The following is a 22774-nucleotide window of genomic DNA, read 5'->3' as shown; positions in this document are numbered from 1 at the left end:
TAGAATAAAAAGAAAACGGTAAGGAGAAAGCACTATGGAAGTCAATGAAATTTTACGTATTTTAGAAGAAATGAATGTAGCTGTTGTTGCGACTGCAGACGAGAACAACCAACCTCATGCACGCCATATTCATATCGGTGTTGCAAACGAAAAAGGTGTGTTCTTTATGACAAGTCCAAAAACAAACTTCTACAAACAATTAAAACAAAATCCGAAAGTTGCTATTACTGCTATGAAGAGCGAAGACTACTTAATCCAAGTAATTCGTATTGAAGGTGTTGTGAAAGAAATCGGGCGTGAACGTCTTGAAGAAGTACTAAAAGATAATCCATTCGTTAAAGATGTTTACCCTAACGAAGAAGACATTGCTGGCGTACAAGTATTCCACTTATACGAAGGGAAAGGTTTCTACCATAGCCTTACTCAAGGACATAAATACGTGTTTGACATACACGAATAAGGATTAGAAAGAGGATTTTATGAAAAAACTTTTATTAGCACTTGCAGCATTAATGGTTGCAGGACTAGCTATCTTCTATTTTTTACCAGATAACAGTAATACTGCTAACGCAAACGTCGTATTTCAAGACGAAAGCGGAAAGAAATTAACAGAAAAAGACTTCACTGGAAAACCAACAGTCTATTATGCTTGGGCAAGTTGGTGTCCAGACTGTCAACAAGAACTTCCTATCTTAAATACTTTAAAAGAGAAATATGGAGATAAAGTAGAATTCGTTGGCGTTGCGATGATTAGTCAAAAAGAACCGATTGAGAATGGGAAAAAATACTTGAAAGAACATTCTCTTTCGCTCAATTATTACTCAGATGTTGATTCAAGCTTCCAAAAATATCACGAAATTACAGAAATTCCGACCCTAATCTTCACGGATAAAAATGGAAAGATCGTTAAGAAGTCAGCCGGTGTTCTTTCCCAAGAAGAAATCGAATCCTACATCAAAGAAATTTTATAAAATTAAAAACTAGCAGAAATATCTGCTAGTTTTTTTGTCTGAACAATAAAAGAGAGGATGCACGCATCCTCTCTTTTACTTTCTTCTATGCTTATAAACACCAATACGATTGATTGCTTTACTTAAAGCAATTTTTGCACGATCCATATCGCTTTTTGAACGACTTGTATCGCTTAAAACTTTTTCAGCTTTATCTTTTGCATGTTCGGCACGTGTCACATCAATGTCTCTTGCACGTTCAGCCACGTTGGCAATAATCGTTACGACATTATCCCGCACTTCCATAACTCCACCACCGATTGCAATATAATCAGTTGGCGAATCCTCTAAGAATCGTTTCACTCGAAGTGCCCCGATTTTTAAAGGAAGCATGATTGGAGCATGATGCGGTAGTATGGTGATTCCGCCATCGACTGCATCGGCACTCACAGAATAGGAACGATGGTTATACACTTTTCCTTCTGGTGTTGTGACAACGACCAGTAATTCATGTTCAGCCATCTTTAATTTCCTCCAACAAATCCTGCTGCTTTAGCTTTTTTAATCACGTCTTCGATTGGTCCTACGTTACGGAACATATCTTCTGGAATATCATCATATAAACCATCGATAATTCCTTTAAATCCGCGAACCGTATCTTTAATTGGAACGTATGAACCAGGTTGTCCAGTGAAGGCTTCAGCAACGTGGAAGTTTTGTGATAAGAAGAATTGAATTCTTCTTGCACGGTTTACAATAACTTTTTCGCTATCTGATAATTCATCAATCCCTAAGATGGCAATGATGTCTTGTAATTCACGATAACGTTGTAGCATTTGTTGTACTTTCATCGCTACTTCATAGTGTTCTTCCCCAACAATTTCTGGAGTTAGGGCACTTGAAGTTGAAGCAAGTGGATCCACTGCTGGATAAATCCCTTGTTCTGTTAAACGACGCTCTAAGTTTGTAGTTGCATCTAGGTGAGCGAATGTTGTTGCTGGAGCCGGGTCTGTATAGTCATCAGCTGGCACATAAATCGCTTGAATAGATGTAATAGATCCGTCTTTAGTTGAACTGATACGTTCTTGTAATTGACCCATTTCTGTCGCTAAAGTGGGTTGATACCCTACGGCAGAAGGCATACGCCCAAGTAACGCTGACACTTCTGAACCTGCTTGCGTGAAACGATAAATGTTATCGATGAATAAAAGCACGTCTTGTTTTTCCATATCACGGAAGTATTCCGCAATAGTTAACCCTGTTAGTGCTACACGCATACGAGCTCCTGGTGGTTCGTTCATTTGTCCAAACACCATCGCTGTTTTAGCAGATACGCCTGATTCTTGCATTTCATGGTAAAGGTCATTCCCTTCACGAGTACGTTCCCCTACCCCTGTAAATACTGAAATACCACCAAGTTCTTCAGCGATATTATGAATTAATTCTTGAATTAATACGGTTTTCCCTACACCGGCACCACCGAATAAACCGATTTTACCACCTTTAAGATAAGGTGCTAAAAGGTCAATAACTTTAATCCCTGTTTGTAGAATTTCATATTGACTGTTTAATTCTTCAAATTTTGGTGCTGGTTTATGGATTTCATGTCTTGTAAAGTCTTCTGGGAATGGTTCTTTCAAGTCGATTGTATCTCCTAGAACGTTGAATACACGACCTAATGTTTCAGGTCCCACAGGAACGCTAATTGTGCGTCCTAAGTCCACTACTTTCATGCCACGTTGCAAACCATCTGTAGATTCCATAGCAATCGTACGAACTGCACCATCCCCTAATTCTACAGCAGTTTCCAATGTAACAGTCTTTTCACTTCCGTCACTTGTTGTTTTCACAACTTGTAATGCATTATGAATATCTGGAACGCCTTCTTCTAAAGGAAATACCACGTCTACAACTGGCCCTACTACTTGTAAAATCTTTCCAGTTCTCAATCCATTTTCCTCCTTCTAAAATCCTAATGTTCTTCCAGAGCGGCTGCTCCACCGACAATTTCTGTAATTTCTTGTGTAATTTGCGCTTGTCGTCTCTGGTTCAAATCTTGCGTTAAGTTACTGATTAAATCTTTGGCATTATCGGTAGCACTTCTCATCGCAGTCATACGAGAGGCATGCTCTGCAGATTTAGCATCGATAATGGCTCCGTAAATAAGCGATTCCGCATATTGTGGGAGCAAGATGTCCATAATTATTTCCTTATTTGGTTCGAAAATATAATCCAATTCGTACTCTTTTGCTTCATCTTCATCCAAGTCGATAATTGGTAACATTTTTTCAACACGATAGTTTGATAAAAGTGCATTTACATGGTGATTATAGCAAACGTAAAATTCATCAAATTCACCGTCACGGAACATTTGGACCGCACTTGACACAATCTTTCTTACTTCTTCAAAGGTTGGAATATCTGATACATCATTAATTTCAAGACGTACATCCACACCCATTTTTTTGAAGAAGCGACTTGCAGCATCCCCAATGGTTAAGATGACATATTCATCCTTTGATTGGTGGTCTAACTCTAACATTTCTCTTGTTGATTGGAAAATGGAAGAGTTGTAACTCCCAGCAAGTCCTTGATCAGATGAAATCACTAAATATCCAGTCTTTTTAACTGGACGTTCAATTAATAAATCGTGATAGTCGATAAAAGAAGTAACTACTTCTCCATCCTCTGACGTTTCATCGACAATCTCTTCTCTATTGTGATTTGCGTATAGTAAGTGAGTTACAACTTCACGGATTTTTTGAGCGTAGTCTTGATAGTGACGCACTGCTTGCTCTGATTTGGCTAATTTTGCTGCAGAGACCATCTGCATGGCGCTAGTGATTTGACTTGTTTTCTTTGTTGAAACAATTCTCTTCTTTAAATCATTTAAGGAAGCCGTCATTCAGGTCACCTCTCCTTTCTACGCTTATTGAACACGTTCAAATAAATGAATTTGTTTGAAACTCTCAATCACTTTGTAGAATTTCTCTTCATCCGAAATCACATGTTGATCGCGGATTTCATTCAATAAATCTCTATGTTCGCTTTCTAAATGTTGATATAACGCTTTTTCAAATGATTTAATACGATCGATTGGAATCGCATCTAATAAACCATGTGTTAAAGCAAATAAAATCGAAACTTGATATTCGATTGGTAATGGTTGGTGTACATCTTGTTTCAAGACTTCAACTGTACGTTTACCACGATTTAATTTTTGTTGAGTTGCTGCGTCTAAGTCAGAACCAAATTGCGTAAAGGCTTCTAACTCACGGTAACTTGCTAAGTCAATACGTAATGTACCAGAAACTTTCTTCATCGCTTTAATTTGGGCAGAACCCCCAACACGCGATACAGATAATCCGGCAGATAAACCAGGACGTACCCCAGAGTAGAACAAGTCACTTTCTAAGAAGATTTGTCCATCTGTAATAGAGATTACGTTTGTTGGGATATATGCAGAAATATCTCCGGCTTGTGTTTCGATGATTGGTAAGGCAGTTAATGACCCTGCTCCTAATTCATCACTTAATTTCGCTGCACGTTCTAGTAGACGTGAGTGTAAGTAGAATACATCCCCTGGATAAGCTTCACGACCTGGTGGACGACGAAGTAATAGGGAAATTTCGCGGTAAGCGGCCGCTTGTTTAGATAAATCATCATACACAATTAACACGTCGCGACCTTGATACATCCACTCTTCACCCATTGCAGTACCTGCATATGGTGCAATATAAAGCATTGGCGCTGGTTGAGAAGCGCTGGCAGATACAACGGTTGTATATTCCATGGCTCCATAACGTTTTAATGTTTCGACGAGGGCTTTAACAGTAGATTCTTTTTGTCCAATTGCAACATAAATACATAATGTATTTTTACCTTTTTGGTTCAAAATCGTATCCACTGCAATACTCGTTTTACCAGTTTTACGGTCACCAATGATTAACTCACGTTGCCCTTTACCGATTGGCACTAAGGCATCGACTACTTTTAACCCTGTAGGTAATGATTGTTTTACACTTTGACGTTGCATAACGCCAGGTGCTTCATTTTCTACTGGACGTTTTTTTGTTGTTTCGATAGCACCAAGTCCGTCAATTGGACGACCTAACGCATCCACAACACGCCCGATAAGCGCATCTCCAACAGGAACATCCAAAATACGGCCTGTACGTTTTACAGGCTCTCCTTCATGAATGTTCTCATAAGAACCAAAAATGATGACACCCACATCTTGTTTTTCCAAGTTTTGTGCCATACCATAAGCGCCATTTTCAAATTCTACTAATTCTCCAGCCATTACGTTTGTAAGGCCGATGACACGAGCAATTCCGTCACCAATGAAAGAAACCTCTCCGATTTCTTCGATTTGTTCTTTCGTTTCAAAAGAAGAGATTTGGTCACGAATTCTCGCTGTAATATTACTCATTTCCATTTATGCCATCTCACCTCTTCAATCCAGTTTGGCTAACTTTTTCTTTGAATTGTTTTAATTTATTCGAAATTGTTCCATCTAAAAGAAATTCTTTGGTTTTTAATTGAACACCGCCTATAACAGAAGGATCAACTGTATTTACCCAAGAATCGTATTCTTTTTCTGTTTTATTTTGAAAAGCAATAGCAATACGTTCAATTTGCTCATCCGTTAAAGGAATTGCAGAAACAATTTCTAATTTATTTGCGTTATAAAGTTCAAGAAACGCTTCTAGTGCTTCTACGATATTCATAGAACCATCTTCTGACGGAAAAGTCGCTAAGTACTCCTGCGTTTCACTAGATAAGTGACCAAATGTTGATTCTAGAACTGCCAATTTTTTATCATACGAAACATGTTCCAAATGCATCAGCTGTCTAAAAGTAGATGTATTTTGAATTCCATCTAAAATTGCTTGAATTTCATTTGTTACTTGATCTAAGTGACCTTCATATTTTGCCTTTGCATAAAAATGGCTGGCTTCTTTAACGATATCTTTATGATATTTTACCATTATCCTTCCAACCCCTTAATAAAGGACTCAATCACTTCTTGATGTCTTTCTTTTGTCACTTCTTTTTCAAGAATTTGACTTGCAAGTTGAATAGACAAGTCCACAATCTCATCTTGTACTTGAGCAATGGCACGTTGCTTCATCGAATCTACTTCTCGTTGCCCTTCTGCTTTCATACGAGAGACTACTTCTTTACCTTCTTTAATCATTTCATCTTGCGTTTTTGATGCTGCTTCACGAGCGTTATTTAAAATATCGCTCCCCTTCAGTTCTGCTTTATGAATAATTTCATTCGCATTCGCTTGAATTTCTTCCGCTACTTTTTTCTTTTCTGCAGCTTCATCTAAATCTTTAGAGATTTTATCTCTACGAGACTCTAACATTGCATTTACTTTATCCCAAGCAAAATATTTTACTAGGAAAAGTAATAATGTCATAGAAACTAGCACGACCAAAGTATCACCTAAAACGGTACTCGTATTACCTGACAACATTACTTCAAACATCGCTCACCCCTCCTTTTCGACAATAATCCCTTCATTTGAATCTATTTGACGAAAACAAGGATAAGAGCGATTAATACTGCGAAGATTGGCATCGCTTCGATTAAGGCAACCCCGATAAACATTGTTGAACGTAATTCGTTGCTTAATTCTGGTTGACGAGTCATTGATTCGATTGTTTTTACGATTACTGCTTGGTTCCCGTAGGCTGCTGCTAAAGCTGCTCCTACTACTGCAATTGCTGCTGCTAATTCTGTCATTTTAAATTCCTCATTTCTTAAAAATTAATGTTTCATTACTTTATGTGAGATATATACCATCGTTAACGTACAGAATACGTACGCTTGAATAGCTCCAATCACAACTGAAAAACCTTGCCAAATTACACCTAACGGAATGGCAAGAATATACGTTATTAATCCGGCTGCGGATGAGAACATCACAATTAAGCCTAATAACACTTCACCAGCATATATATTTCCGTAAAGACGAAAAGCCAGTGTAATTGTATTCGTAAACTCTTCAATTAACTTAATTGGGAGCATAAACGACATTGGACTTAAATAAGAATGTTGAATATATCCTTTGAGTCCCATCTTCTGTACGCCAGAATAATGTGCGATTAATGTAGTCATCAACGCCAATGCCAAACATACGATTGGGCTGGCAGTAGGGCTTGCAAAATAACTATGATCCTCATAATGGATATAGAAAATGAGGCCCACCATATTGGCGACTAACACAAAAGAAAACAGTGAAAAAATATATAAATAATATGTTTGTCCCGTTTTCTCATCTACTGCGTTATTAACAATGCCTTTTGTAAATTCCATTAAAGCCTCTAAAGCATTTTGTAGCTTTCCTGGCTTCATGGACACTTTCCTGGCCGATAATATTGTAAATAGCGCAATGAGTAAAACACTAACCCCACACGAAATCAAAATCGGAACTGAAAACGACACTCCAAAAATCTCAATCACTTTTGGTGTTGCTTCCATGAATCTTATTTTCCCTCCTTTTCACCAAATAAAAAATCTGACAACATCTCCTTACATTGAGGCATTCGCTCAGTACGGTGATTATTGTCAGATTCGTTGGCAATAGTCTATCGCAAAAGCGTTGACTACATTAATTAATTATTTGGTTCCGAATAAACGATCTCCAGCATCCCCTAATCCTGGAAGAATGTATCCATGCTCATTTAATCGTTCATCTAATGCTGCTGCATAAATGTCGATTTCAGGATGTGCGCTACGTAAGGTTTCTACTCCTTCTGGGGCAGCTACTAAGCAACAAAACTTAATAGAGTTAGGCTGTGCACCACGTTTAAGTAATGCATCAATTGCTGCAACAGCACTTCCCCCTGTAGCTAGCATTGGATCTACGACAAACAACTGTCTTTCAGAAATATCTGAAGGCAATTTCACGAAATATTCTACAGGTTGCAAAGTATCATGATCGCGATACATACCAACGTGACCAATTTTAGCAGCTGGAATCAATTCTAAAATTCCATCTACCATCCCTAAACCAGCACGAAGGATTGGAATAATTGCTACTTTTTTACCAGCTAATGTTTTTAATATTGTTTTAACAAGAGGAGTTTCGATTTCTACATCTTCAAGAGGTAAATCTCTAGAAACCTCATAAGCCATTAGCATTGAAATTTCGTTTACAACTTCGCGGAATACTTTTGTTCCACAATCTTTTTGACGAATCATTGTTAATTTATGTTGAATTAACGGATGATCAAGTACGTGAAATTTTCCCATTTGTCATTCTCCTTCCAATACATTAGTGTCACTTCTGTTATTTTACCTAAAAAACTAGTAAATTTCTAGTATCAGTTTGAAAACTTTTAATTATTTTCATAAATAGTAACAAACCTTTACATGAAGTTGTTTATGCATATAGTTTGAAAGTTTCAGTCAATTGTTTTACTTCTTGACGGACACTATTTAACACTTCTTTATTTTCAGGATTTGTTAATGTTGTAAGGATTAACTCTGCTACTTTCTTCGCAGCAGCTTCATCAAAGCCACGAGTAGTAATAGCTGCCGTTCCGACACGAATCCCACTTGTTTTAACAGGTGGTAATGTATCAAATGGAATGGCGTTTTTATTTACTGTAATTCCAACAGTGTCAAGTAATTCTTGCGCTTCTTTACCGTTTAATCCAGTTTCTTTAATATCGAGGAGTAATAGATGGTTATCAGTACCACCTGAAATCGCACGAATAGCTGTTCCTTCAAAAACTTGTGCCATTGCTTTAGCATTCTTCACGACTTGCTCGATATACTCACCAAATGCTGGTTGAAGAGCTTCATGGAAAGCAACTGCTTTACCAGCAATCACGTGTTCTAACGGTCCACCTTGGATCCCAGGGAAGATGGCGCTATTTAGTTTCTTGCCAAATTCTTCTTTTGCTAAAATTAAGCCACCACGTGGTCCACGCAATGTTTTATGTGTTGTTGATGTTACTACATCAGCATAAGGTACTGGACTTTGATGGGCTCCTTTGGCGACTAAACCAGCAATATGCGCCATATCCACCATAAAATAAGCTCCAACTTCCTTAGCAATTTCGCCAATGCGTTTGAAGTCAATTTCTCGTGGGTACGCTGAAGCTCCAGCCACGATTAATTGTGGTTTTTCTTCTTTAGCAATACGTTCTAATTCATCGTAATCGATTGTTTCTGTTTCTGGATTTACTCCATAAGAAACGAAATGATAATCTTGTCCAGAGAAGTTTACTCCCATTCCGTGAGTCAAGTGACCACCATGGTTTAAGTCCATCCCTAAAATCTTATCGCCTTTCTTTACTAAAGCACGATACGCAGCCATATTTGCTTGAGAACCTGAATGAGGTTGAACATTGGCATATTCAGCTCCAAACAATTCTTTTACGCGATCAATCGCTAGTTGTTCGATGACATCGACGTACTCACATCCGCCATAGTAACGACGTCCTGGATATCCTTCTGCATACTTATTCGTTAGAATACTTCCTTGTGCACGTAAAACTCCTTCTGATACGAAGTTTTCTGATGCAATCAATTCAATCCCCTGTTGCTGACGATGAAGTTCTTTTTCAATCGTCTCAAAGATGATTTTATCTTCTGTAAATTGACTCATTCAACTACCCCTTTCTATTCTTACATTCCTATTCTATCACATTATCACTTTTTGTAGAAAAGCTATGAGTTTTCCTAAAGGACGGTGGATGCCGCTTTTTTCAAACGGTTCATATACGCGATTCCAACGCCCTCTTCTGGCGCGCTCTGAGCTAAAATTATATCTAACTCCAAATGATCTAATGTTCGAAGCGCATCAAATAACGAGCGATTCATAGCATCCACGTTCGTACCCATCTTGTAAATACCTTTCACTCTCCTTTCAAACGCATCTACAATTGCGTTTTGAGCCATGATACCGACTGTCTTCCTATTATTTTGAGCTTCTTGGATAGCTTTTGTGAAGGACTCTACTGTCCCTTCTACAACCAACACTGGTGTTTTGGGGGCGTAATGACGATATTTCATCCCTGGAGATTTCGGTACTTCACGCTCTCCAGTTTTTGTGGTGACAGAAGACTGAATAGGCCCAATAACCGATTCAATCTGCTCTTTTGTTATCACACCCGGTCTTAAAATTACTGGCCCCTCTTCATTCGTCAAATCAATCACCGTTGACTCTACACCTACAGTAGATGAGCCTCCATCCAAAATTCCACGAATACGACCATTCATATCTTCAAATACATGTTCTACTTTTGTTGGACTTGGCTTCGTCGATAGGTTCGCACTTGGTCCCACGAGAGGAATACCCACTTTTGTGATTAATTCTAGTGTTAATGGATGATTTGGCATACGAAATGACACCGTTGGCAGTCCAGCGGATAAAGCCGGTGCATAAATTCCTGGTTTTGCCTTTAGAATCATCGTCAGTGGTCCAGGCCAAAAAGCCTTCGCTAAGGTTAGCGCAATTTCAGGGATTTCTTCTACAGTAGAAGTCATCTGCTGGATATCACTAATATGAACAATCAGCGGATTATCACTTGGACGTCCTTTGGCTTTAAACACCTTTAAAACAGCTTCTTGACTTGTTGCGATTGCTCCTAATCCATATACCGTTTCCGTTGGAAAAGAAACAATTTCTCCCTGTTGTAAAGCTTTAGCTGCAATATCTAAGTTTTCTTTTGTAAAAATTTGTGTTTCCATTACTGCGCCTCCTTTCCACTCACAATAATCATTCGGTCCATACCTGCAATATCTTTATGAATCGTTACTTTTCGATTTGGACAAGCTTCACTAAAAATTCGTCGTACGCTTGCTCCTTGGTTAAATCCAATTTCAAAAAAGGCTTGCCCACTATCTGTTAAAAATTCTTCTAATCGGTTAGCAATCTTTTCGTAAATCGCAAGCCCCTCATTCTCTGCAAATAACGCTTGAGACGGTTCATACCGTCGCACTGATTCATCCATTAATGCTTCTTCTGAATAAGCGATATACGGTGGATTACTAATAATACACTCAAACTTCTCCTGAGGTACATTGCTATACACGTCGCTGTAAATCAATTCGGTTTGAAGATTGAACTTTTCTCGATTCTTTTGAGCAACGATGAGTGCTTCTTCAGAAATATCGCACCCCATATAACGATGTCTTCCAACCAGTCTTTCCAGACTCAAAATAATGCATCCTGTTCCGACACCGATTTCTAGAACTTTCCCAACAGGGCACTGTTCTAAAAATGATTGAACTTTTAAGACAAGTTCTTCTGTTTCCGGACGAGGAATTAAAGTGTCCTTTGTGACCATGAATTCTTTCCCTAGAAACTCAGCAACTCCTGTAATTTGCTGCAAGGGTTCAAACTTGCTTAAGCGCAACAACTCAGGTTCCAAGTCCTCGAAAGTCACACTGGCAACTTGTCGTAAATTCAATAAAAATTGCGACAGGGTCCAATGATTCTTGAATAGCATTAATTCTCTAACTAGGTTCTGGCATTCTTTAAGCCCTATATTCGGTTGTTTCTCTTCTAAAAAACAAGAAGCCCTTATGAGGACTTCTTGGTTCGTTGGATTAGTTGTTTCCATTATTTAATTGCTCCAATTTTTCTGTGTGATCATAAAGAATTAAAGCATCGACAATTTCATCAATTTTTCCAGCTAAAACTTGGTCTAACTTTTGAAGTGTTAAACCAATACGGTGGTCTGTAACACGGTTTTGTGGGAAGTTGTACGTACGAATACGTTCTGAACGGTCCCCAGTACCAACTGCAGACTTACGGTTTGCATCATATTCAGATTGGGCTTCTTGAGAAATCTTGTCGTATACACGCGCACGTAATACTTTCATTGCTTTCTCACGGTTCTTCAGTTGCGAACGTTCATCTTGCATTGCAACAACAATTCCTGTTGGCAAGTGAGTTAAACGTACGGCAGATGCTGTTTTGTTAACGTGCTGTCCGCCGGCACCTGATGCATGGTAAATATCCACACGAATATCTTTATCTTCTAATTCAATTTCTACTTCTTCTGCTTCAGGCATTACAACGACAGTAGCTGTTGAAGTATGCACACGTCCTTGAGATTCAGTTGATGGAACACGTTGTACACGGTGCGCACCAGATTCATATTTTAATTTAGAGAATACATTATCCCCTGTAATCATTAAAATAACTTCTTTATATCCACCGATACCTGTAACGTTGGCATCCATCACTTCTACACGCCAGCCTTGTGACTCTGCATATTTTTGATACATCGTTAGTAAGTCACCAGCGAATAACGCAGCTTCGTCTCCACCAGCAGCTCCGCGGATTTCCATGATGATGTTTTTACCATCATTTGGGTCCTCTGGTAATAGTAAGAATTTGATTTTATCTTCTAATTCTACTTTTTCCTTTTTGAGGGAGCTTAATTCTTCTTTCGCCATTTCTGCCATTTCGGCATCTAAGCTTTCACCAAGCATTTCCTCTGTGTCGCTAATTTCTTCAACCACTTGTTGATAACGTTTAAAGGTTTCTACTTTTGGGCGTAAATTCGCTTCTTCTTTTGTTAGTTCCATGAAGCGTTTTGTATCGCCGATAACTTCCGGGTCACTTAATAGTTCTGAAAGTTCATCGTACCGAATAATAAAACTATCTAATTGATCGAACATACTTTTCTCCTTTTTCTTCTCTTATAAGCGTTCTTCACCAGGATGGTTATAGTGATAACGACAAACTGGATAATAAGCATCATTACCCCCAATTTGGATTTGTTCTCCCGTATACACTGGTACACCATCCACTACACGCATATTCATACTTGCTTTTTTATGACAATACCAACAAATCGTTTTTATTTCTTCGATTTTATCAGCATAAAGTAATAAGTATTTAGAACCTTCAAATAATTCGTTTTGAAAATCATTCTTAAGTCCAAATGCCATTACTGGAATATTTAATTCGTCAACAATTCGAGCGAGTTCAAGAATGTGATGTTTTGATAAGAATTGAGATTCATCAATCAAAATACAATAAGGTTTTACAGCTTGCCCTTCGACAATTTCGTAAATAGGTGTCTCTTCAAAAATTGGAATTGCTTCACGACGAACACCGATACGGCTAGATACATAGCCAACTTGATCACGATCATCTATTGCACTCGTAAATAATAAAACAGGCTTATTCTGTTCCTCATAATTATGAGCAACCTTTAAAATTTCAATGGATTTACCACTATTCATTGCACCATATTTAAAAAATAATTGTGCCACTTTCTATTCCTCCAATTGATAAACTATACCTTTAATATCTTACGATAAACTGCTACGTTTGTGCAAAGAAAAACCGTTTCTTATAAGCACATTACCCTTAATAAATTTGCATGGTATTTAAAAAGTTTTTTTAAACCACTTTTGATTAAAGTATGCTACAATAGTGAAGAATCTATAGGAAAGGATCGTCAAAATTGAATATAAGAACACAAGTTGCTTTAGGAGCAGGAAAATTCACTAGATGGGCTCTTAAAACTTTTACAAAAGGTGGCAGTAGCATGCCAGGAAAAGTGGCTCACGCTATTGATCCTACAATTTTAAAATCTCTAGCGGAGAACTACGATGTGATTATCGTCAGCGGAACAAACGGAAAGACATTAACAACTTCCCTTATCGTTCAACTTTTAAAACAAAAATATCCTAATATTTTAACAAACCCAACTGGAGCAAATCTAACTCAAGGGATTGTATCTACTTTTTTAAATCATTCTCCTAAAAAGGGTGAAAAGAACATTGCTGTTCTAGAGGTGGATGAAGCTACGATTAAGCATATCACTCCTTATATCGAACCTAAACTATTTGTGTTTACGAATATTTTTCGCGACCAAATGGATCGATTTGGTGAGATATATACAACTTATCAATTTATGTTAGACGGAGCGGCTTTTGCTCCATCTGCAACCATTCTTGCAAATGGAGATGCGCCAATATTTAATAGTGACGAATTACCTAATCCACGTCTATATTTTGGATTTAATCATACTGAAGATAGTGAAATGATGGCTCACTACAATACAGATGGTGTTCTTTGTCCTCACTGCCAATCTATCTTGCATTATAAGAGTATTACTTATAGCAACCTTGGTAAATACTATTGTCCAAAATGCGACTTCAAACGTCCTGAATTGAATTATGCAGTCACTGCTTTAAATGAATTGTCTTTAACAGGTTCTTCATTTGATATTGACGGTACAACTTTCTCAATTCCAATTGCTGGACTATATAATATTTATAATGCCTTAGCTGCATACTCTGCTGCAAAATTCTTTGGCCTTTCTACGGAAGAAATCCAAGAAGGCTTCTCTAAAGCTCAGCGCGTATTCGGTCGTCAAGAAACCTTTGCCGTTGAAGATAAAGAAGTGATGTTGAACTTAATTAAAAACCCAGTTGGATTTAACCAAATCGTTCAGCTACTAAGTTATGAAAAAGAACCCTTCAGTTTAGGTGTTCTCTTAAATGATAACCCTGCAGATGGTCAAGATGTCAGTTGGATTTGGGATGGCGATTTCGAAGGGTTACATGCTTTGAATGCAGTCGATACAGCCATCAGTGGTATCCGTGTGGAAGACCTTGGTGTTCGTATGGAAGTCGCAGGTTTTGAAAATATGAAAGTCTTTAAGACAAATGCAGAATTAATCGATTGGATTCGCAAAGCTCCAACAAAAAAAGTCAATGTACTAGCAACTTATACTGCTCTACTCGACTTACGTAAAGACTTTGCTAAAGAAGGATACCTTAAGGAAGGGATGAACGGATGAAATTAAGAATCTGTCATTTATACGGAAACCTAATGAACACATACGGTGATAATGGAAACTTACTCATGTTACAACACCGTGCAAAAAAATTAGGATACGAAGTCGAAACTACTCTTATTAGCTTAGAAGAAGACTTCAATCCAGAAGAATTTGATATCGTAATGTTTGGCGGTGGTCAAGATTATGAACAAACTGTTGTTGCAAAAGATCTTCAAAACAAAAAAGATACTTTAATCGAGTATATTGAAGATGATGGAGTTGTCGTAGCTATTTGCGGTGGTTTCCAATTATTAGGCCGTTATTACGTAAATGCTAGTGGCGAACGTCTCAATGGGATTAGTGCTATCGACGTTTGCACTAACGGTCAATTTCCAAATCGTTTAATTGGTGATGTTGAAATCTTTAACGAAGAATTTGGAGAAACGTATTTAGGATACGAGAATCATATTGGTAGAACTTACTTAGGTAAAAATATGAAACCTCTTGGAAAAGTAGTAAAAGGTTTTGGAAATAATGAAGAAGATCATGCGGAAGGTTGTCACTACAAAAACGTGTTTTGCTCTTATTTCCACGGACCAATTCTCGTTAGAAATCAACACCTTGCAGATCGAATTATTCAAACGGCTGCTCAAAGAAGACATGCAAAAAATGCATAACAAAAACCTCTATTCAACAAATTTGTTGAATAGAGGTTTTTCAATATACTACTCTAATTCTGCTAACTGAGGATTCAGTTGAATGTTGCGTCCTTCTTTTTTCCATTGTCTAAATTCTGCTGCAGCTGTAAATAATACATCTGTAGAAGAATTCAATGCAGTCTCACAAGAATCTTGTAGAACGCCGATAATAAAACCGACACCTACAACTTGCATAGCGATATCATTAGAAATTCCAAATAAACTACATGCTACAGGGATTAATAATAATGATCCACCTGTGACACCAGATGCCCCACAAGCAGCAATTGTTGATAACACACTAAGTACTAATGCTGTTAGAAAATCAACTTGAATTCCTAAAGTATTTACTGCTGCTAAAGTTAATACTGTGATTGTAATTGCAGCCCCCGCCATATTAATCGTTGCCCCTAGTGGGATTGATACAGAATAACTATCTTCGTCCAATCCTAAATCTTTACAGAGTTGCATATTTACTGGAATATTTGCTGCAGAGCTACGAACAAAGAAAGCAGTTACTCCGCTTTCTTTTAAACAGCGTAAAACAAGCGGAAATGGATTTTCTTTGATCATAAAGAATACGATGATTGGATTCATAACAAAAGCTACAAAAAACATGCTTCCAATCAGTACTAATATTAAACTACCATAATTCGCAAATACCCCTACTCCATTTTCTGAGACAGTTGTATATACTAACCCCATTATTCCAATAGGTGCAAAACTAATTACTAACTTCACTACATGACTAGTTGCATCTGATACTTGCTTTAAAAGATTCTTCATAGGTTCGTCCCCTCTTCTAAATGCCATCCCAAATAGAACTGCCCAAGATAATATTCCAATATAATTTGCAGAAACTAATGCATTTACCGGGTTATCTACTAATTTAAGAACTAAAGTTTCCAATACTGCAGCGATTCCTTGCGGTGCAGTGACTTCTGTCGTACTTTCTGCAAGAGTCATTGTTATAGGAAATGCAAAGCTTGCAATTACTCCAACTAAAGCAGCTCCAAAAGTTCCAAATAAATAGAGAAGAACGATTGACTTCATATTTGTTTCATGACCTTCTTTATGTTGAGCTAAAGCACTCATTACGATAAAAAATACTAGCAAAGGCGCAATTGCTTTTAATGCATTTACAAAGACAGTTCCTAAGATTCCAACGACTGTTAAAGAAGGAACAAAAATTCCTAAAAAAATGCCAATTCCCATTCCAATTACGATTCGATTAATTAAACTGAGCTTACTCAGTCTCTCTACAATGTTGTTCATATATTTCCTCTATTCTCTTTCTTATATGGCGTCTATCTTACACAAGTTTATAGCTTTCTGTCAAAAGATATCCACATATCAAAAACATTTGTTCACAATTCGGATACACTCTTTTGTTTTTATATTTGCCAGATAGAATAGTCTTAGTATAGTTTTTATACTTAAAATCAAACTAAAACTCAAAAGAGAATAACGTTTAACTAGCCAATCCATTGAATTGAAAATAAATAAGTTATAATGGCACTCATACTTATAAAAGGTGTAAATGGGATTTTATTACTTCGCTCTTTTAGTCTAAAGAAAAAATGCAAAAAACAACAAAATACTCCTCCACATACAAAAGAAAGCAAGCCTACAAAAAAAATCTGGGTTGGAGAAAAAATGATTCCTAATGTTGCTAAAAAATAAACATCTCCCATTCCAAAAGCTTCTTCTTTCCAAATAAAGTGCCCTAAACTCTTAATAATCCCATAAAACAAGAATCCAATTATCATTGAAAATATTCGTTCTTCCCATGTATGAGAACTAAGTATTATTTCAAAAAGTAATAGCAATAAAAGTACTCTTAAATCAACTTCATAGGAATCAATATCCATCAATGCGATTAATACTAAAAAAGAACAAAAAAAGAATCCTAAGATATCTAGCGGACCTTTTAATAGAGCTACCAAAATAAATAATAAAGAGACGAATACTTCAATAAAATAATATCGTCCCCCAATTTTATGATGGCAGTAGCGACAACATCCTCTAAGATAAAGATAAGAGAAAATCGGAATTAAATCCCAAAAGTGAAGAATATGTCCACAACTTGGACAATGAGATCTTGTAGATATAAAATTTTCTCCATTATTTAGTCGAACACTAACAACATTGATAAAACTTCCAATAGAAGCACCCATTAGTGCAATGAAAATATAAAGCATAAAAAAACCTCCCTTACTTAACAATACGTTTTGTAAGAGAGATTCGGAAGTTTATTCTTCAATCTGTACTTCTTCAACTTTATCATTGTAGTACAGACCAGAGTATTCCTTATACCACGCAAAGAAATGCGTAATGAATACTTTAACCACTGCATAGACTGGGACAGCTATTAATAACCCAACAAGTCCAAACATCTTTCCAGCAGCCAGTAAAATAATCAAAATTGTTACAGGATGCATTTTTAATGATGATCCTAAAATTAAAGGTTGTAAGACACGACTTTCAATTAATTGTTCAATAACAAAAACCAAAAATACGTGGAGTGCTAGAGTAGGATTGGTAACAAAACCAATAATTAAAGCTGGCGTCAACCCAATTATAGATCCTAAATAAGGAATAATGGTTAGAAGACCTGCTATCATCCCTATAGTAACTCCGTAAGGTAATCCAATAAGCGTATATCCAATGATATAAGTAAATCCAACACAGATAGCAACTGTAATTTGTCCACGGATATAAGAACTCACTTGTTGATTCATTTCATTTAACATCACACTAATCTTGTGTTGAGATCGTGTTGGAAACATTCTAGTCACAAATGGAATCACTTTATTTCCGTCTTTGAGAAGGTAATAAAGAATTACTGGCATTGTCATTATCGTAATTACGATATCCCCAATAATTCCTACAACACTACCTATACCGCTAAAAGTAAAATTCAAAATTCCATTTAATCGTTCTGTAATTGATTGAATAAAATCAGTGTTAATCTTGTTGAATTGCTCTTGAATCGTTTCAAAGAAGCCAGTCTGCATGAATTTTTCAACTTGCTCACTAATAATTTGATAATAGTATGGTAGTTGTGATACTAAATCTAATAATTGCTTTTGAATAATTGGAACAAGGCTTGTAATAATCATAATAAAAATAACAATTACGCCAACCATTACTAATAAAATAGCAATTCCCTTTGGAACCTTTTTATTCAGCAAATAATCATAAATCGGTTTTACTAAATAATAAATTACTGCTCCACAAGCAACAGGAACTCCAATTGCCGAAATAAAGTCTTTTAACGGATTAAATAAATAAGACGTTTGAGAAAATAAAATTAAATTAATGAGTAGTAATGATAAGATTAAAAGACCGCTCACTAGCTGATTATCTAAAAACCATCTCCAAAACCATGTCTTTCCTTGGTTTTCTGGTTTATTATCCATAAGATTCCTCCTTATCACATTTTCCTCTAGTGTATCATATTTTCTCCGTCTATGATTAACATTTGATTAGATTTTAGAAAAAATTGTATAATTATTTTATCTTGTGACATGGAGGGAATCTCATGAAAGAAAAATTTTATTTAGGAACTTATACCAAAAGAGAAAGTAAAGGTGTTTACTCTGTAATTTTGAATAAAGAGACTGAACAATTAGAAAACCTGACTTTAGAAGCAGCACTAGAAAATCCAACCTACTTATATTATTCAAAAGAGAATCATCTACTTTTTGCAGTTGGAAAAGAGCACAAGGATGCAGGAGTCACTGCAAACCTTACCCTCACCTCTCCAGTCAAACGTTTATCATCATTCTACGATCAACAAGCCGTTCCTTGCTATATTCGATATAATGAGCGTTCGCATGATTTACTAACTGCAAACTATCACGGAGGTTTTGTAGAACTATACCATTATGATAATAAAAATCATTCGATTTCTTTTGTCGATAAAAAAGTGCATTCAGGATCTAGCATTCATGAAAATCAAACAGCTCCACATGTTCACTATACAGATTACACTCCAGATGAAAAATGGATTGTGGTATGTGACTTAGGAATCGATACTGTATTTACATATAAACGTACAGCAGAAGGCTTAGAAGAAGTCGCACAGTATAAGACAAAAGCTGGTAGCGGTCCTCGTCACCTTGCATTTCATCCAACGCTGCCTATTGCTTATCTGATTTGCGAACTAGACGCAACTGTAGAAGTACTCTCTTACAATAACAAAAATGGAACTTTTAGAAACTTAGACAAGATAGCATTAACGACTGAAGACCAACAAGCTTGGGGAGGCGCTATTCATATCACCCGCGACGGACGTTTTGTTTATGCCTCAAACCGAGGCTTTGACGCGTTATACACTTTCTCAGTAGATGAATCAAGCGGATTACTCACACTCGTACAAACTATTAATAGTTGTGGGTCAGTTCCTCGTGATTTCCACTTAAGTAATGATGAAGCTTATGTCGTTGTTGGACACCAAGAATCAGACAACTTAACGCTATTTAAACGCGACTTAGAAACTGGTGAACTCACACTTCTTCAAAAAGATTTCTACGCCCCAGAAGTGGTTTGTGTCGTACCTCAATAAAACCCACTTTTAAGTCTCTTCTTTTTTTGAAGAGACTTTCTTCTTTATTGTGGTAATCCTTGCCAGAAAGCAGTATAATCGTTGTTAGCAGACTTTATAAAGGAGTGGAAAAATGCTTAATCTTATAGAGATTATTAAAACTATTATTTTAGGAATTATCGAAGGCGTTACTGAATGGCTACCAATTAGTAGTACAGGTCATTTAATTTTAGTGAACGAGATTATTCAATTAGACGTTTCTGCTAAATTCCTAGAGATGTTTAATGTTGTCATTCAACTTGGTGCCATATTGGCGGTTGTCCTTGTTTATTTCAACAAATTAAATCCATTTGCAAAAAATAAGAAACGTAAAGAATTCATTGAAACCATTGATCTTTGGAAGAAAGTGATTATCGGATGTATCCCAGCCGTTATTCTAGGATTCATTTTAAATGACTTTATGGATGAATATTTTAATAAACCAATCATTATCGCACTTGCTTTAATTGTATACGGGGTTGCTTTCATTTACATCGAAAGACAACACAAAAATATCGAGCCGAAAATTAAAAGCTTTAAAGAGTTAGACATTTTGACGGCTATTAAAATTGGACTTTTCCAATGCTTAGCTCTTGTACCAGGTACTAGCCGTTCTGGATCAACCATCCTTGGTGGTTTACTTGTTGGAACAAGTCGTTCAATCGCTACTGAATTTTCATTCTTCATGGGCATTCCAATTATGTTTGGTGCTAGTGGATTAAAACTATTAAAATTTGGATTCCACTATTCATTTGCTGAATTTATTATTTTAGTAGTTGGATCAGTTGTTTCATTTGTTGTTTCGCTATTCGTAATTAAATTCTTATTAAAATACATCAAACAACACGATTTCCAAGCGTTTGGTTGGTACCGAATTGCACTCGGAATTATTGTTCTTGGAAGTCTATTCTTTAAATAAAGTAAAAGCTGGATTTACTCCAGCTTTTTATTTTTTGCAAAAAACAGGTATAATGAATATATTCAAATTAGAAAGAAGGATACTATGTCATTACTTTTTGTCGGAATTGGTGGAGCGATTGGGGCAATTCTACGTTATTTACTATCTCAACTTCCTTTCCAACATGAATTTCCATCAAAAACACTACTAATTAATTTATTAGGTTCGCTTGCCATCGGATATTTAGGTGCTAAATTCCAACAGGGACATTGGTTCGAAGGAGATCAGTGGCTTTTAATTACTGGAGTCTGTGGTGGATTTACTACTTTTTCAACATTCAGTTTAGAATCCCTTCAGTTAATCCAAAATGGTAATACTCCCCTTGCGATTCTTTATATGATTGTAAGTCTAATTGGAGGTCTCTGTTGTGTGGGAATCGGATTTTTTCTTGGTAATTCTTCATTTTAAATTAGCAATTTTTTAAAAATCAGTTTACAATAGAATAAAGAACAAGAACGGAGGTCTTTTTATGACGAAAAAAGGGGTAACTTTATATTTTATGCGACATGGAGAAACCGTCTTTAACCGCTACAATTTAATGCAAGGATGGTCTGATACTCCTCTAACAAAAGAAGGTCGCCTTGATGCTATTCGTTCTGGTTTAGGAATGCGAGATGTTCATTTTGACGCCGTCTATACTAGTGACTTGCGTAGAACCGTTGAAACTGCCCAACTATTTCTTAAAAACCATCCCAACCGTGATAACCTCACTATTGAAATGATGCCAGAATTTCGCGAAGTTTTCTTTGGAAGCTTAGAAGGAAAATCGGCGAACGACTTATGGAGCGAGTTGTATAAAAAACTTCAAAGAAACTTTGACGACTTAGGTGGAAGAAATATCCAAGAAGAACTTAATGGTCTGAAAGAGCTGGACCCTGATCACCTTGGGGAAAACTTTATGGAGTTTTGGTTACGTGTTGAAAAAGGACTTCTAAAAGTAGTGAATCAACACAGAGATACGAATCATAATGTACTGATTGTCAGCCACGGCATGACTATTCGAAATATGCTTCATGAATTAATCCCAGACTTTCAATTATCAGAACTTATTGGAAATGCTTCATTGAACATTGTTGAATATTCTGAAGGGAAATTTAACTTAAAGGCATTAAACCAAACGAATCACTTTGCTCTCCGTAAAGAAGCAAAAGACGATGAATTTAGTTTCATTCCAATAAAAATGCGTGATTATTAAAGAATTGCATGTCATTTAAAACTTTGTTACAATAGGAACCTAGGGAATTCCCTAGGTTTTTACTTTTATACGGGGTCGTTACGGATTCGACAGGTATAGGTTGAGCTTTCAATGCATTCCGTAGGTTACGTCTACGTAAAAACGTTACAGTTAAATATAACTGACAAACAACAAACAAACACTTTAGCTTTCGCAGCTTAATAACTGCTAGCTAAGATCTGTCCGGCATCGCCCATGTGCTCGGGTCCAGGTCCTATAATCAGTGGGATACGATTCACTTTTCCGCCTGTCTAAGTGAATAAGAGATTATCAGGCTAGCTTAAGATGATGCTTGTTTATCAGCTAATCAGTAGCGAAACTTAAATAGATAAACTATGAATGTAGATTTGATTGTGTCGATATACTTGGACAGGGGTTCGACTCCCCTCGGCTCCATATTTAACGTTTCATAACGTTTCCTATCGTTTCAAAGTGTTGTAAAATCAATGTTTACGCTTCCTGCTAAATCGTACAATAGTATAAAATTGAGTACAAAATGAGTACAAAAAAAGCGAGCTATCACTGATATGTACCCAGATCCCTGGACACATTAATAATTAAGCTGAACGCATGG

General features: G+C 36.6%; 25 protein-coding genes and 1 other RNA gene. 9 read left to right on the top strand and 17 right to left on the bottom strand.

From position 1 onward, the window contains the following. The first annotated feature begins 34 nt into the window (after positions 1–34). Together HMPREF3106_RS00905 and HMPREF3106_RS00900 are read left to right on the top strand one after the other, a co-directional pair. Positions 35–460 (top strand): pyridoxamine 5'-phosphate oxidase family protein, encoded by a 426-nt coding sequence (locus HMPREF3106_RS00905; RefSeq protein ID WP_049555857.1) that lies wholly within the window; start codon positions 35–37, stop codon positions 458–460. 19 nt (positions 461–479) lie between these two features. Next, entirely contained in the window at positions 480–971 is a 492-nt protein-coding gene (locus HMPREF3106_RS00900; RefSeq protein WP_070443819.1) for a TlpA family protein disulfide reductase, read from the top strand. Between the two features lie 75 nt (positions 972–1046). Here HMPREF3106_RS00900 and HMPREF3106_RS00895 read toward each other — a convergent pair whose 3' ends face one another. The 14 genes from HMPREF3106_RS00895 to HMPREF3106_RS00830 all read right to left on the bottom strand — a co-directional run bounded on the left by HMPREF3106_RS00895 (position 1047) and on the right by HMPREF3106_RS00830 (position 13205). Next, positions 1047–1472 (bottom strand): F0F1 ATP synthase subunit epsilon, encoded by a 426-nt coding sequence (locus HMPREF3106_RS00895; RefSeq protein ID WP_005604885.1) that lies wholly within the window; start codon positions 1470–1472, stop codon positions 1047–1049. A 2-nt stretch (positions 1473–1474) separates the two neighbouring features. After that, complete coding sequence (atpD, locus tag HMPREF3106_RS00890; RefSeq protein ID WP_005604883.1) at positions 1475–2899, bottom strand: F0F1 ATP synthase subunit beta; 1425 nt, start codon at positions 2897–2899, stop codon at positions 1475–1477. 23 nt (positions 2900–2922) lie between these two features. Continuing rightward, the gene (locus HMPREF3106_RS00885) at positions 2923–3855 is read right to left on the bottom strand and encodes a F0F1 ATP synthase subunit gamma (RefSeq protein ID WP_005604882.1); all 933 of its coding nucleotides are present in this window, start codon (positions 3853–3855) and stop codon (positions 2923–2925) included. Positions 3856–3879: 24 nt separating this feature from the next. Further along, entirely contained in the window at positions 3880–5388 is a 1509-nt protein-coding gene (gene atpA / locus HMPREF3106_RS00880; RefSeq protein WP_070436993.1) for a F0F1 ATP synthase subunit alpha, read from the bottom strand. 10 nt (positions 5389–5398) lie between these two features. Further along, positions 5399–5941 carry an ATP synthase F1 subunit delta gene (gene atpH / locus HMPREF3106_RS00875; protein WP_005604880.1) on the bottom strand — a complete coding sequence of 181 codons (543 nt, stop codon included), beginning with the start codon at positions 5939–5941 and terminating at the stop codon, positions 5399–5401. After that, positions 5941–6447: a F0F1 ATP synthase subunit B gene (gene atpF, locus HMPREF3106_RS00870; protein WP_070443816.1), complete on the bottom strand. Its 507-nt coding sequence runs from the start codon at positions 6445–6447 to the stop codon at positions 5941–5943. The genes atpH and atpF overlap by 1 nt, the downstream gene beginning before the upstream one ends. A gap of 41 nt (positions 6448–6488) precedes the next feature. Further along, a complete protein-coding gene (atpE, locus tag HMPREF3106_RS00865) occupies positions 6489–6704 on the bottom strand; it encodes a F0F1 ATP synthase subunit C (protein WP_005604878.1) in 216 nt (71 codons plus the stop codon). Positions 6705–6728: 24 nt separating this feature from the next. Further along, positions 6729–7442, bottom strand: coding sequence for a F0F1 ATP synthase subunit A (atpB, locus tag HMPREF3106_RS00860; RefSeq protein WP_049555859.1), 714 nt, complete (start codon positions 7440–7442; stop codon positions 6729–6731). A 138-nt stretch (positions 7443–7580) separates the two neighbouring features. Next, positions 7581–8216: a uracil phosphoribosyltransferase gene (gene upp, locus HMPREF3106_RS00855; RefSeq protein WP_070443813.1), complete on the bottom strand. Its 636-nt coding sequence runs from the start codon at positions 8214–8216 to the stop codon at positions 7581–7583. A gap of 130 nt (positions 8217–8346) precedes the next feature. Then, on the bottom strand, positions 8347–9579 hold the full coding sequence (gene glyA / locus HMPREF3106_RS00850) for a serine hydroxymethyltransferase (RefSeq protein WP_070443810.1): 1233 nt from the start codon (positions 9577–9579) through the stop codon (positions 8347–8349). 74 nt (positions 9580–9653) lie between these two features. After that, a complete protein-coding gene (locus HMPREF3106_RS00845; protein ID WP_049555862.1) occupies positions 9654–10664 on the bottom strand; it encodes an L-threonylcarbamoyladenylate synthase in 1011 nt (336 codons plus the stop codon). After that, a complete protein-coding gene (gene prmC, locus HMPREF3106_RS00840) occupies positions 10664–11539 on the bottom strand; it encodes a peptide chain release factor N(5)-glutamine methyltransferase (protein WP_049555863.1) in 876 nt (291 codons plus the stop codon). The genes HMPREF3106_RS00845 and prmC overlap by 1 nt, the downstream gene beginning before the upstream one ends. After that, positions 11526–12605, bottom strand: a complete 1080-nt coding sequence (prfA, locus tag HMPREF3106_RS00835) for a peptide chain release factor 1 (protein WP_005604871.1) — start codon at positions 12603–12605, stop codon at positions 11526–11528. The genes prmC and prfA overlap by 14 nt, the downstream gene beginning before the upstream one ends. Before the next feature lie 21 nt (positions 12606–12626). Next, positions 12627–13205 (bottom strand): thymidine kinase, encoded by a 579-nt coding sequence (locus HMPREF3106_RS00830; protein WP_005604870.1) that lies wholly within the window; start codon positions 13203–13205, stop codon positions 12627–12629. A 194-nt stretch (positions 13206–13399) separates the two neighbouring features. Here HMPREF3106_RS00830 and HMPREF3106_RS00825 point away from each other — a divergent pair, with 194 nt between their 5' ends. Together HMPREF3106_RS00825 and HMPREF3106_RS00820 are read left to right on the top strand one after the other, a co-directional pair. Beyond that, a complete protein-coding gene (locus HMPREF3106_RS00825) occupies positions 13400–14743 on the top strand; it encodes a Mur ligase family protein (protein WP_070443807.1) in 1344 nt (447 codons plus the stop codon). Continuing rightward, positions 14740–15399, top strand: a complete 660-nt coding sequence (locus tag HMPREF3106_RS00820; protein WP_005604865.1) for a type 1 glutamine amidotransferase — start codon at positions 14740–14742, stop codon at positions 15397–15399. Before HMPREF3106_RS00825 ends, HMPREF3106_RS00820 begins: the two co-directional genes overlap by 4 nt. 48 nt (positions 15400–15447) lie before the next feature. Here the strand turns inward: HMPREF3106_RS00820 and sstT are convergent, their stop codons facing one another. The 3 genes from sstT to HMPREF3106_RS00805 all read right to left on the bottom strand — a co-directional run bounded on the left by sstT (position 15448) and on the right by HMPREF3106_RS00805 (position 18842). Further along, complete coding sequence (sstT, locus tag HMPREF3106_RS00815) at positions 15448–16695, bottom strand: serine/threonine transporter SstT (protein WP_070443804.1); 1248 nt, start codon at positions 16693–16695, stop codon at positions 15448–15450. 200 nt (positions 16696–16895) lie between these two features. Continuing rightward, positions 16896–17621, bottom strand: coding sequence for a prepilin peptidase (locus HMPREF3106_RS00810; RefSeq protein WP_070443801.1), 726 nt, complete (start codon positions 17619–17621; stop codon positions 16896–16898). A 51-nt stretch (positions 17622–17672) separates the two neighbouring features. Continuing rightward, complete coding sequence (locus HMPREF3106_RS00805; RefSeq protein ID WP_005604860.1) at positions 17673–18842, bottom strand: AI-2E family transporter; 1170 nt, start codon at positions 18840–18842, stop codon at positions 17673–17675. A 122-nt stretch (positions 18843–18964) separates the two neighbouring features. Here HMPREF3106_RS00805 and HMPREF3106_RS00800 point away from each other — a divergent pair, with 122 nt between their 5' ends. The 5 genes from HMPREF3106_RS00800 (at position 18965) to ssrA (ending at position 22599) form a co-directional block, all read left to right on the top strand. Next, positions 18965–19990, top strand: coding sequence for a lactonase family protein (locus HMPREF3106_RS00800; RefSeq protein ID WP_070443798.1), 1026 nt, complete (start codon positions 18965–18967; stop codon positions 19988–19990). 112 nt (positions 19991–20102) lie between these two features. Further along, positions 20103–20927 carry an undecaprenyl-diphosphate phosphatase gene (locus tag HMPREF3106_RS00795; RefSeq protein ID WP_005604856.1) on the top strand — a complete coding sequence of 275 codons (825 nt, stop codon included), beginning with the start codon at positions 20103–20105 and terminating at the stop codon, positions 20925–20927. An 84-nt stretch (positions 20928–21011) separates the two neighbouring features. Further along, positions 21012–21374, top strand: coding sequence for a fluoride efflux transporter CrcB (gene crcB / locus HMPREF3106_RS00790; RefSeq protein WP_070443794.1), 363 nt, complete (start codon positions 21012–21014; stop codon positions 21372–21374). A gap of 61 nt (positions 21375–21435) precedes the next feature. After that, positions 21436–22161 carry a histidine phosphatase family protein gene (locus HMPREF3106_RS00785; protein ID WP_005604852.1) on the top strand — a complete coding sequence of 242 codons (726 nt, stop codon included), beginning with the start codon at positions 21436–21438 and terminating at the stop codon, positions 22159–22161. 71 nt (positions 22162–22232) lie between these two features. Further along, positions 22233–22599, top strand: a transfer-messenger RNA (tmRNA) gene (gene ssrA, locus HMPREF3106_RS00780). The last annotated feature ends 175 nt before the right edge of the window (positions 22600–22774 follow it).

This window comes from Granulicatella sp. HMSC31F03 (assembly GCF_001807725.1).
In the GTDB taxonomy this organism is placed as follows: domain Bacteria; phylum Bacillota; class Bacilli; order Lactobacillales; family Aerococcaceae; genus Granulicatella; species Granulicatella adiacens.
This window is presented reverse-complemented; position numbering and strand designations above follow the sequence as displayed.

What these genes read in the sequence shown, in the direction of transcription:
- HMPREF3106_RS00905 (WP_049555857.1), top strand. Translation starts at nt 35, where the DNA reads ATGGAAGTCAATGAAATTTTACGTATTTTAGAAGAAATGAATGTAGCT.
- crcB (WP_070443794.1), top strand. Translation starts at nt 21,012, where the DNA reads ATGTCATTACTTTTTGTCGGAATTGGTGGAGCGATTGGGGCAATTCTA.
- atpE (WP_005604878.1), bottom strand. Translation starts at nt 6,704, where the DNA reads ATGACAGAATTAGCAGCAGCAATTGCAGTAGTAGGAGCAGCTTTAGCA.
- HMPREF3106_RS00820 (WP_005604865.1), top strand. Translation starts at nt 14,740, where the DNA reads ATGAAATTAAGAATCTGTCATTTATACGGAAACCTAATGAACACATAC.
- HMPREF3106_RS00885 (WP_005604882.1), bottom strand. Translation starts at nt 3,855, where the DNA reads ATGACGGCTTCCTTAAATGATTTAAAGAAGAGAATTGTTTCAACAAAG.
- HMPREF3106_RS00810 (WP_070443801.1), bottom strand. Translation starts at nt 17,621, where the DNA reads ATGCTTTATATTTTCATTGCACTAATGGGTGCTTCTATTGGAAGTTTT.
- prfA (WP_005604871.1), bottom strand. Translation starts at nt 12,605, where the DNA reads ATGTTCGATCAATTAGATAGTTTTATTATTCGGTACGATGAACTTTCA.
- atpF (WP_070443816.1), bottom strand. Translation starts at nt 6,447, where the DNA reads ATGTTTGAAGTAATGTTGTCAGGTAATACGAGTACCGTTTTAGGTGAT.
- sstT (WP_070443804.1), bottom strand. Translation starts at nt 16,695, where the DNA reads ATGAACAACATTGTAGAGAGACTGAGTAAGCTCAGTTTAATTAATCGA.
- atpA (WP_070436993.1), bottom strand. Translation starts at nt 5,388, where the DNA reads ATGGAAATGAGTAATATTACAGCGAGAATTCGTGACCAAATCTCTTCT.
- upp (WP_070443813.1), bottom strand. Translation starts at nt 8,216, where the DNA reads ATGGGAAAATTTCACGTACTTGATCATCCGTTAATTCAACATAAATTA.
- HMPREF3106_RS00795 (WP_005604856.1), top strand. Translation starts at nt 20,103, where the DNA reads ATGCTTAATCTTATAGAGATTATTAAAACTATTATTTTAGGAATTATC.
- atpB (WP_049555859.1), bottom strand. Translation starts at nt 7,442, where the DNA reads ATGGAAGCAACACCAAAAGTGATTGAGATTTTTGGAGTGTCGTTTTCA.
- HMPREF3106_RS00805 (WP_005604860.1), bottom strand. Translation starts at nt 18,842, where the DNA reads ATGGATAATAAACCAGAAAACCAAGGAAAGACATGGTTTTGGAGATGG.
- HMPREF3106_RS00845 (WP_049555862.1), bottom strand. Translation starts at nt 10,664, where the DNA reads ATGGAAACACAAATTTTTACAAAAGAAAACTTAGATATTGCAGCTAAA.
- HMPREF3106_RS00895 (WP_005604885.1), bottom strand. Translation starts at nt 1,472, where the DNA reads ATGGCTGAACATGAATTACTGGTCGTTGTCACAACACCAGAAGGAAAA.
- glyA (WP_070443810.1), bottom strand. Translation starts at nt 9,579, where the DNA reads ATGAGTCAATTTACAGAAGATAAAATCATCTTTGAGACGATTGAAAAA.
- HMPREF3106_RS00900 (WP_070443819.1), top strand. Translation starts at nt 480, where the DNA reads ATGAAAAAACTTTTATTAGCACTTGCAGCATTAATGGTTGCAGGACTA.
- prmC (WP_049555863.1), bottom strand. Translation starts at nt 11,539, where the DNA reads ATGGAAACAACTAATCCAACGAACCAAGAAGTCCTCATAAGGGCTTCT.
- atpH (WP_005604880.1), bottom strand. Translation starts at nt 5,941, where the DNA reads ATGGTAAAATATCATAAAGATATCGTTAAAGAAGCCAGCCATTTTTAT.
- HMPREF3106_RS00800 (WP_070443798.1), top strand. Translation starts at nt 18,965, where the DNA reads ATGAAAGAAAAATTTTATTTAGGAACTTATACCAAAAGAGAAAGTAAA.
- HMPREF3106_RS00785 (WP_005604852.1), top strand. Translation starts at nt 21,436, where the DNA reads ATGACGAAAAAAGGGGTAACTTTATATTTTATGCGACATGGAGAAACC.